This is a genomic window from uncultured Anaerotruncus sp., assembly GCF_902490045.1.
Taxonomy (GTDB): domain Bacteria; phylum Bacillota; class Clostridia; order Oscillospirales; family Ruminococcaceae; genus Anaerotruncus.
This window is the reverse complement of the sequence record NZ_CABUCJ010000108.1, coordinates 1-8,270: the sequence shown is the minus strand read 5'-3', so window position 1 is coordinate 8,270 and position 8,270 is coordinate 1. Positions and strand designations below refer to the sequence as shown.

General features: G+C 62.0%; 11 protein-coding genes. 9 read left to right on the top strand and 2 right to left on the bottom strand.

Features of this window, described 5'->3' with window-relative positions; translation table 11 throughout:
- Positions 1–208 precede the first annotated feature (208 nt).
- Both RDM88_RS10310 and RDM88_RS10305 read left to right on the top strand, forming a co-directional pair.
- A complete protein-coding gene (locus RDM88_RS10310) occupies positions 209–340 on the top strand; it encodes a hypothetical protein (RefSeq protein WP_308754758.1) in 132 nt (43 codons plus the stop codon).
- A gap of 51 nt (positions 341–391) precedes the next feature.
- Positions 392–520, top strand: a complete 129-nt coding sequence (locus tag RDM88_RS10305; protein ID WP_308754757.1) for a hypothetical protein — start codon at positions 392–394, stop codon at positions 518–520.
- A gap of 89 nt (positions 521–609) precedes the next feature.
- On the opposite strand, the gene RDM88_RS10300 is transcribed toward RDM88_RS10305, so the two are convergent.
- Positions 610–1,992: an MATE family efflux transporter gene (locus RDM88_RS10300; RefSeq protein ID WP_308754756.1), complete on the bottom strand. Its 1,383-nt coding sequence runs from the start codon at positions 1,990–1,992 to the stop codon at positions 610–612.
- 171 nt (positions 1,993–2,163) lie between these two features.
- Here RDM88_RS10300 and RDM88_RS10295 point away from each other — a divergent pair, with 171 nt between their 5' ends.
- Genes RDM88_RS10295 through RDM88_RS10285 form a run of 3 tightly spaced genes read left to right on the top strand, consistent with a single transcriptional unit; the run spans position 2,164 to position 3,716 of the window.
- Complete coding sequence (locus RDM88_RS10295) at positions 2,164–2,580, top strand: secondary thiamine-phosphate synthase enzyme YjbQ (protein ID WP_308754755.1); 417 nt, start codon at positions 2,164–2,166, stop codon at positions 2,578–2,580.
- 4 nt (positions 2,581–2,584) lie between these two features.
- Positions 2,585–3,337 carry a nitroreductase family protein gene (locus RDM88_RS10290; protein WP_308754754.1) on the top strand — a complete coding sequence of 251 codons (753 nt, stop codon included), beginning with the start codon at positions 2,585–2,587 and terminating at the stop codon, positions 3,335–3,337.
- Entirely contained in the window at positions 3,327–3,716 is a 390-nt protein-coding gene (locus RDM88_RS10285) for a secondary thiamine-phosphate synthase enzyme YjbQ (protein ID WP_308754753.1), read from the top strand. The genes RDM88_RS10290 and RDM88_RS10285 overlap by 11 nt, the downstream gene beginning before the upstream one ends.
- Positions 3,717–3,780: 64 nt before the next feature.
- Here RDM88_RS10285 and RDM88_RS10280 read toward each other — a convergent pair whose 3' ends face one another.
- Complete coding sequence (locus RDM88_RS10280) at positions 3,781–4,041, bottom strand: sporulation transcriptional regulator SpoIIID (RefSeq protein WP_101552840.1); 261 nt, start codon at positions 4,039–4,041, stop codon at positions 3,781–3,783.
- Positions 4,042–4,441: 400 nt separating this feature from the next.
- Between RDM88_RS10280 and RDM88_RS10275 the strand changes: the two genes are divergently transcribed.
- From RDM88_RS10275 to RDM88_RS10260, 4 genes are all read left to right on the top strand, one after another.
- The gene (locus tag RDM88_RS10275; protein ID WP_308754752.1) at positions 4,442–5,839 is read left to right on the top strand and encodes an ABC transporter substrate-binding protein; all 1,398 of its coding nucleotides are present in this window, start codon (positions 4,442–4,444) and stop codon (positions 5,837–5,839) included.
- A gap of 89 nt (positions 5,840–5,928) precedes the next feature.
- Positions 5,929–6,774: a sugar ABC transporter permease gene (locus RDM88_RS10270; protein WP_308754751.1), complete on the top strand. Its 846-nt coding sequence runs from the start codon at positions 5,929–5,931 to the stop codon at positions 6,772–6,774.
- Positions 6,774–7,631 carry a carbohydrate ABC transporter permease gene (locus tag RDM88_RS10265; protein ID WP_308754750.1) on the top strand — a complete coding sequence of 286 codons (858 nt, stop codon included), beginning with the start codon at positions 6,774–6,776 and terminating at the stop codon, positions 7,629–7,631. The genes RDM88_RS10270 and RDM88_RS10265 overlap by 1 nt, the downstream gene beginning before the upstream one ends.
- A 42-nt stretch (positions 7,632–7,673) precedes the next feature.
- Positions 7,674–8,270 (top strand): LacI family DNA-binding transcriptional regulator (locus RDM88_RS10260; protein ID WP_308754749.1); only part of this gene is annotated, 597 nt, incomplete at its 3' end.

Here is an 8,270-nt window from a genome sequence, read left to right as displayed (position 1 = left end):
CCGGGGCGGTCGTCGGCGGGACACGCCTCCGACACTAGGCCTGCGGGCCGTCGGGACCCGGCAACTCTGTCGCTCGATGAGCGGAATATCTAAGAACGCCGCCGGTTGACTACCGGCAAGCCCTCCGGCCGCAAGGCGGAAAACCTCCAATCTGTCCGTTTTATCGGACATAACCTCCTTTATAATAAAGATGGAAGGAGGGAGAAAGATGCTGGGAACAATCGTCTGGCTGGCGGGAAGCTACGGCTTTTACCGCTACATGATGGGCCAGTGCCGGAAGGCCGCCCGGGAGGGTTACCGCAGCGAAAAGCGCTACCTCCGGGCCGTCCGGGAGGACTGACGAAAACACGAAAAAACAAAACCGCGCACAACACGGAAAGGAGTGTCGGCAATGGCGGATTATCAGATCAGATGGGTGCAGGGGCATGTGGAAGTGTACGACCGGCTTGGGGAGTTCCAATTTTCGGCCGACACCGAGCAGGAGGCGCTTCGGGACCTCGAGGACGGCTGGGCCGCGTGAGGCCCCCGGCGTTTCCCGCCGCACAGGCGCAATGACAAAGCCCGCCGGCTTCGCGGATGCGAAACCGGCGGGCCCCTTTATTGCGGCGGCTATTGCTCCTTCGACGGCGCGCTTGGATTGCCATTGAGCAGTTGGCGGTACTTCCACGCGAAGAGCGCGCAGCAGGTGAGCGCGGCCGTGCAGTCGGCGATCGGCTCGGCAATGATGACGCCGGTCGTCTGCGGGGTGATGAAATGCGGCAGGATCAGCACGAGCGGGATGAGCAGGATCAGCTTGCGCAGCATGGCGATAAAGATGGAAACCTTCGCCTGGCCGAGCGCGATGAACACCTGCTGGAAGGACATCTGGAAGCCGAAGACCACCATGCCGAGGAAGAAGATGCGCATCAGTCGGGAGGTCAGCGTGATGACGGCGGGGTCGTCGGTGAAGATGCGGATGGGCAGCTGCGGGAAAAAGACCATGACGATCCACAGCAGGATCCCGAAGGTCACGCAGAAGGCGGTCATGTATTTGATCGCCTGCTTGACGCGCCCGTGGTTCCCCGCGCCGTAGTTGTAGCTGATGATCGGCTGGGAGCCCTGCGCAAGCCCCATGATGGGCATCATGAAGAACTGCATGATGCTGCTCATGATGACCATCGCGCCGACATAGGCGTCGCCGCCGTAATTCTGGAGCGAGGAGTTGAAGGTGACCTGCACGAGGCTTTCGGTGCTCTGCATGATGAAGGGGGAGAGCCCGAGCGCCAGCACCGGGCCCGCGACCTTGGGGTTTACGCGGAAGTTGCGCGCCCGCAGGCGCAGGGTGGAACGTTTGGATGAGATGAAGACGAGCACCCACACCGCGGAAACCGTCTGGGAGAGGATGGTGGCGAGCGCCGCGCCCCGCACGCCCATATCCAGCGCGAAGATGAAGATAGGATCGAGCAGGATGTTGAGCGCCGCGCCGATGCAGACGGTGAGCATCGCGGTCTTGGCATAGCCCTGTGCCGAAACGAACTGGTTCATTCCCAGCGCGATCTGCACGCTGATCGTGCCGATCAGGTAGATCTCCAAATAGCTGTCCGCGTAGGGCAGCGTGTCGGGGCTCGCGCCGAAGAGGTTCAGCAGCGGGGTCTTGAAGATCATCAGCGTCACGGTCAGAAGGACGGCGACCCCCACGAGCATCGTGAAGCAGTTGCCCATCAGCTCCTCCGCCTTGTCGCGCCTGCCCTCGCCCATTTTGATCGAGGCGAGCGGCGCGCCGCCGTACCCGACCAGCGCCGCGAACGCCGAGATGACCATGATGATCGGGAACGCCAGCCCCACGCCGGTCAGCGCGATCGTGCCGTCCCCGGGCATCCGCCCGATGTACATCCGGTCGACCACGTTGTAGAGCGCGTTGATCACCTGCGCCGCGATCGCCGGCGCGGAAAGCGACAAAATCAGCTTCGGTATGTTTTCGTTGGCAAACCGGTAATCCATATCCTGTTTCATGGCGGTCTCCCAGTCCCCCTCTGTCGTTAATGTTTAAAATACCATCATAGTGCAAGAATATGAACAAACTGTGTCCCGTCTGTGGCCGGAACAATGAACAAAAGATGTCCGGCCGCGGCGTTGTACCGGGTGGGGGCGCGTGTTATAATAGATGCGAAGGGGGCGCTGCCGATGAAATCCTACCGTAAGGAGCTGCATTTCCACCTGCCCGCCCGGCGCGGGCTCGTCAACATCACGCCGCAGGTCGAGGAGGCGCTGCGGGAGAGCGGAATCAGGGAGGGGCTGCTGCTCGCGAACGCGATGAACATCACGGCGAGCGTCTTCATCAACGACGATGAAAGCGGGCTGCACCACGACTATGAGGTGTGGCTGGAAAAGCTCGCGCCCGAAAAGCCCTACGGGCAGTACCGCCACAACGGCTATGAGGACAACGCCGACGCCCACCTCAAGCGGACGGTCATGGGCCGGGAGGCGGTCGTGGCCGTGACGGACGGCAGGCTCGATTTCGGGACGTGGGAACAGATCTTTTATTTTGAATTCGACGGCAAACGCGACAAGCGGGTGCTGATCAAGATTATTGGGGAGTGAGGATATGACCGACCTGGAGGCCGTTGAACGGCGGATTTCCCGCCGCAGCTATCTGGAGACGCCGCTCGAGCCCTTCACCTCGGGGGCGCTGCTCACGCTGGTGGGAGAGTACAACCGGCGCGCCGGGCTGCGCATCGAGCTTGTCCGGGAGGGCGCGGAGGCCTTCCGGGGCTTTCGCCGCAGCTATGGGATGTTTTCGGGCGTCAACAGTTATTTCGCGATGGCGGGCAGGCGCGCCGACCTCTGCCTGCGGGAGAAGGTGGGCTACTGGGGGGAGAAGCTCGTCCTGGAGGCCGTCAAGCTCGGGCTCGGCACCTGCTGGGTGGGCGGCACCTTTGATCGCGCGGCCTGCCCCTGCCGCCTGCTCCCCGAAGAGGAGCTCGTCTGTGTGATCACGGTCGGGCACGTCGCCGGGGAGCCCGGCGGGAAGGAGCGGCTGATCCGCCGGGTGGCCCGCCGTTCGACCAAGCCGCTGGAGGCGCTTTACGACGCGGGCGGGGAGACGCCGCCCGGTTGGTTTATGGTCGGGATGCGGGCAGTCCGGCGCGCGCCGTCCGCCCTCAACCGGCAGCCGGCCGCCTTCTCCTGGCGGGACGGCGCGGTCAGCGCGTCGGTCCCCGATTACGCCTCCCTCCAGGCGGTCGACCTCGGCATCGCGAAGCTGCATTTTGAGATCGGCGCGGGAGGCGGAAGCTGGAAGCCGGGGAGCGGCGGCGTGTATCTGCGCGGCGGGGAGGCGGGAACGGATGCTCTGTGAATACACGCTTCAGACGGGCCGGCAGGGCTTCTACAACGTAACCGCGCGGGTGTGCGAGGCGATCGCGGCCTGCGGCCTCGCCGACGGCGCCTGCCTCGTCTACTGCCCGCACACGACCGCGGGGATCACGATCAACGAAAACAGCGACCCCGACGTCGTGTCCGACATGCTGCTCGGGCTCGAGCGGGCCTACCCCGACCGGCCGGAGTTCCGCCACATGGAGGGCAACTCCGCCGCCCACCTCCGGGCGAGCGCGGTGGGATCGGGGGTGCTTCTGCCGGTCGAAGACGGCCGGCCGGCGCTCGGCGTGTGGCAGGCGGTCTACTTCTGCGAGTTCGACGGCCCTCGCACCCGGCGCTTCTACGTGAAACCGCTCTGATAAAGAACAGGGCCCGCCGCGGATGCAGACGCATCCGCGGCGGGCCTTTTCCGGTTCTGCTTGATCAGGCGTGGGTTTTGAGGCGCGCGTATTTCTCCCGGGTGGCAATGCCGCCGCGGATGTGGCGCTCTGACTTGTTGCGGTCGAGCACCTCTTTGACCTGCGCGTATACCAGCGGGTTGATCTTTTTGAGCCGGTCGGTGACGTCCTTGTGTACCGTCGATTTCGATATATGAAATTCCTTGGCGGTAGCCCGTACGGTGGTGTTGTTGTCAATGATATAGTGGGCGAACGTGATCGCGCGCTCCTCCGGCAAACCTTTCAAAGCGAAACCTCCCCTGCGTTCTGTCTACTAATCTATATGCGGCTGTATTTTGTAAAAGAACGCGGGCGCGCGGCGAAAAAGCCGCGTTTTTCCGGGGGAGGCTGCATGAAAATTTGCTTTTCGATCAATAATTCCTTTGGCTTGGCGTAAAATAATCCACAGGCGCCGCGCCGACGCGCGCGGGCAATGGAAAAATTGTGCACGTTATCTAAAAGAGTTTGGATATGTTTAGGTATCCCGCTATTTTTCATTAAAGGCCCTTGCACTTTTTTTCCAGAGAGGATATATTGAAAGCGTCAACTGGAAACGTTTCCGGTAGCGTTACCGGAAACGTTTCAGAAAACAATTGCAGTCCTATGGTTTGATCCGTACACACAACCGATAACAGGAGGAAACCAGAATGAAAAAACTATTGGCACTGATCCTTGCGATTGCAATGCTCGCCACGCTGGCGGCCTGCGGCTCGACCGGCGGCGACGCCAGTACCCCGAGCACCCCGGCGGCCGACCCCAGCGGCACGGCCACGGGCGACCAGGCCGCCCAGCCTTCCGCGGGCGGCGAGCTCTACTACCTCAACTTCAAGCCCGAGATCGCCCCGGTCTATGACGAGATCGCGGCGGCCTACGAGGCGGAGACGGGCGTCAAGCTGCACGTCGTGACCGCCGCGTCGGGCACCTACGAGCAGACGCTCAAATCCGAGATCGCCAAGGCGGACGCCCCCGTCCTCTTCCAGATCAACGGCCCCAAGGGCTACGCCAACTGGAAGGACTACTGCGCCGACCTCTCCGGCACCGAGCTCTACCAGCACCTGACCGACAAGGGCCTGGCGATCACCGACGGCGACAAGGTCGTCGGCATCCCCTACGTGGTCGAGGGCTACGGCATCATCTACAACAACGCGATCATGGAGAAGTATTTCGCCCTCGACGGCGCGAAGGCCAAATCGATGGATGAGATCCGGAGCTTCCAGAAGCTCAAGGAGGTCGTCGAGGACATGACCGCCAAGAAGGACCAGCTCGGCATCAAGGGCGTCTTCGCCTCCACCTCCCTCAAGCCCGGCGAGGACTGGCGCTGGCAGACCCATCTGGCCAACCTGCCCATCCACTATGAGTTCGAGGCCAACAACGTCGACCTTTCGACCGACGCCACCAAGGAGATCACCTTCCAGTACGGCGACAACTACAAGAACATCTTCGACCTCTACCTGAACAATTCGACCGTCGATCCCAAGCTGCTCGGCAGCAAGCAGGTCGCCGACTCGATGGCGGAATTCGCGCTCGGACAGTGCGCGATGGTCCAGAACGGCAACTGGGCGTGGAGCCAGATCGCCGAGGTCGAAGGCAACACCGTCAAGGAGGAGGACATCAAGTTCATGCCGATCTACATCGGCGCGGAGGGCGAGGAGTCCCAGGGCATCTGCGTGGGCACCGAGAACTTCTTTGCGATCAACAGCCAGGCGCCCGCCGATAAGCAGAAGCTCGCGGCCGACTTCATCTACTGGCTCTATTCCTCCGACACCGGTAAGGAATTCGTCACCAACAAGCTCGGCTTCATCGCCCCGTTCGACACCTTCGCCGAGGATGAGCGCCCGACCGACCCGCTCGCCAGGGAAGTCAGCGCCTGGATGAGCAAGGAGGGCGTCTCCTCCGTGCCGTGGAGCGCGTTCCTCGTCTTCCCGAGCCAGACCTTCAAGGACGACTTCGGCGCCGCGCTGCTCCAGTACGCGCAGGGCACCAAGACGTGGGACGACGTTAAGACGCTGGTCGTTGACGAGTGGAAGACTGAAAGCAGCATGTAACAGCGGGCAAAGTCCCATCCGCTGCGTTTCCCGCCGTCCCGCACCCCGCGGTGCGGGACGGCATTTGTTATCCGACAGGAGGGGATGTCATGTCAAAAACGCTGAGAAAGTATTTCGCCTTCTTCGCGCTGCCGACGTTCATCGCGTTCGCCGTATCGTTTCTCATCCCGTTCGTGATGGGCGTCTACCTCTCGTTTACCGAGTTCACAACGGTGACCAACACCCAGTGGGTGGGGCTTTCCAACTATGTCAAGGCGTTTACCGGCAGCAGGGACTTCCTCAACGCCCTGTGGTTTACCGTGAAATTCACCGTCGTTTCGGTGGTCACCATCAACCTGCTCGCCTTCGCGCTCGCCATGCTGCTCACCCGCGCGATGAGGGGCACCAACCTCTTCCGCACCGTCTTCTTCATGCCCAACCTCATCGGCGGCATCGTGCTCGGCTACATCTGGCAGATCATCATCAACGGCTTCCTGCTCCGCTTCGGGGTGGACATCACCTTCTCGGCCAAATACGGCTTCTGGGGGCTGGTCGTGCTGATGAACTGGCAGCTTGTGGGCTATATGATGGTCATCTACATCGCGGGCATCCAGAACATCTCGGGCGAGCTGACCGAGGCGGCGGCCATCGACGGCGCGTCCGGCTGGCAGTCGCTCATCCACGTCACGATTCCCAACGTGATGCCCTCGATCACCATCTGCACCTTCCTCACCCTCACCAACTCCTTCAAGCTCTTTGACCAGAACTTCGCGCTCACCGGCGGCGCGCCGGCCAAGGAGACCCAGATGCTCGCGCTCGACATCTACAACACCTTCTACGGGCGCGTCGGCTTCGAGGGGGTCGGCCAGGCCAAGGCGACCGTCTTCTTCATCGTCGTCGGCGTGATCGCCTTTACCCAGCTCATGCTCACCCGCAGGAAGGAGGTGGAGAACTGATGGCGGAAAAACGCAGATTCACGAACGCGGTGATCTTCATCCTGATGCTCCTGCTCGCGCTGCTGGTGCTCGCGCCCATCCTGGTCGTGCTGATGAACTCCTTCAAGGGGCAGTTCTTCATCTCCGACGCGCCCTTCAGGCTCCCCACCCTCACCGAGACCGCCGACGGCCCCGCCACCTTCGTGGGGTTCAAAAATTACCTGAGCGGCATCGAGAAGGCGGGATTCCTCTCGGCGTTCGGCTACTCCCTCTTCATCACCGTCTTTTCGGTGGGGGCGATCATCCTCTTCACCGCGATGACCGCCTGGTACATCATCCGCTCGAAGGGGAAGTTTTCCGGCGCGCTCTATTACCTCTTTGTCTTCAGCATGATCGTCCCCTTCCAGATGGTCATGTTCCCGATGTCCAAGATCGCCAACCTGCTCCACCTGGATAACCCCGTGGGAATCATCGTCATCTACCTCGGCTTCGGCGCGGGGCTTTCGGTCTTCATGTTCAGCGGCTTCGTCAAATCGATCCCGCTCGAAATCGAGGAGGCCGCGATGATCGACGGCTGCAACCCCATCCAGACCTTCTTCCTCGTGGTCTTCCCCATCCTCCGGCCCACCGCGATCACTGTCGCGATCCTCAACGCCATGTGGATCTGGAACGACTACCTGCTGCCCTACCTGATCATCGGCAACAAGTACCGCACCATCCCCATCGCGGTCCAGTATCTGCAGGGCGGCTACGGCTCCCGCGACATGGGCGCGCTGATGGCGGTGCTCGTGCTGTCGATCATACCGATCATCATTTTTTATCTCGTCTGCCAAAAATATATCATCAAGGGCGTTGTCGCGGGCGCGGTAAAGGGGTAAAATAGGAACCAGCACAACGACGCGTGAAGGGAGGCCGGCGACGTGACGATCAAGGACATTGCCAGGGAATCGGGGTACGCGGTGAGCACCGTCTCCCGCGCGCTCAACAACCACCCCGACGTCAGCGCCGAAACCAAGGCCCGTATCCAGGCGGTCATCGACGCGCATGGCTTTATCCCCAACAACAACGCCAAGCACCTCAAGCAGACGGCCACCAAGAGCATCGCGGTCGTCGTGAAGGGCACCTCCAACATGCTCTTCGCACCCATCGTCGAGCGGATGCAGGACCTCATCAAATCGGCGGGCTACACCGACGTGGTCTACTACCTCGACGAGGACTCGGACGAGGTGCGCCACGCGCTGCTGCTCTGCCGGGAGCAGAAGCCGCTCGGGATCCTCTTTTTGGGCGGCAACCTCTCCTATTTCCGGGAGACCTTCGGGCAGATCCGCATCCCGAGCGTGCTCGTCACCAACCCCGGCGGGGCGCTCGGCTTCCAGAACCTTTCGAGCGTCTCGACCGACGACGCGGCGGCCGCGGGCCGCGCGGTCGACTACCTGATCGACCGCGGGCACACGAGGATCGGCGTGATCGGCGGCGACGTGGGCCGCTCCTATACGAGCCAGCTCCGCCTCGAGGGG

Excerpts from the sequence above, each read along its gene's own strand:
- RDM88_RS10285 (WP_308754753.1), top strand. The coding sequence starts at position 3,327 with ATGCTCTGTGAATACACGCTTCAGACGGGCCGGCAGGGCTTCTACAAC.
- RDM88_RS10305 (WP_308754757.1), top strand. The coding sequence starts at position 392 with ATGGCGGATTATCAGATCAGATGGGTGCAGGGGCATGTGGAAGTGTAC.
- RDM88_RS10265 (WP_308754750.1), top strand. The coding sequence starts at position 6,774 with ATGGCGGAAAAACGCAGATTCACGAACGCGGTGATCTTCATCCTGATG.
- RDM88_RS10295 (WP_308754755.1), top strand. The coding sequence starts at position 2,164 with ATGAAATCCTACCGTAAGGAGCTGCATTTCCACCTGCCCGCCCGGCGC.
- RDM88_RS10310 (WP_308754758.1), top strand. The coding sequence starts at position 209 with ATGCTGGGAACAATCGTCTGGCTGGCGGGAAGCTACGGCTTTTACCGC.
- RDM88_RS10270 (WP_308754751.1), top strand. The coding sequence starts at position 5,929 with ATGTCAAAAACGCTGAGAAAGTATTTCGCCTTCTTCGCGCTGCCGACG.
- RDM88_RS10290 (WP_308754754.1), top strand. The coding sequence starts at position 2,585 with ATGACCGACCTGGAGGCCGTTGAACGGCGGATTTCCCGCCGCAGCTAT.
- RDM88_RS10300 (WP_308754756.1), bottom strand. The coding sequence starts at position 1,992 with ATGAAACAGGATATGGATTACCGGTTTGCCAACGAAAACATACCGAAG.
- RDM88_RS10275 (WP_308754752.1), top strand. The coding sequence starts at position 4,442 with ATGAAAAAACTATTGGCACTGATCCTTGCGATTGCAATGCTCGCCACG.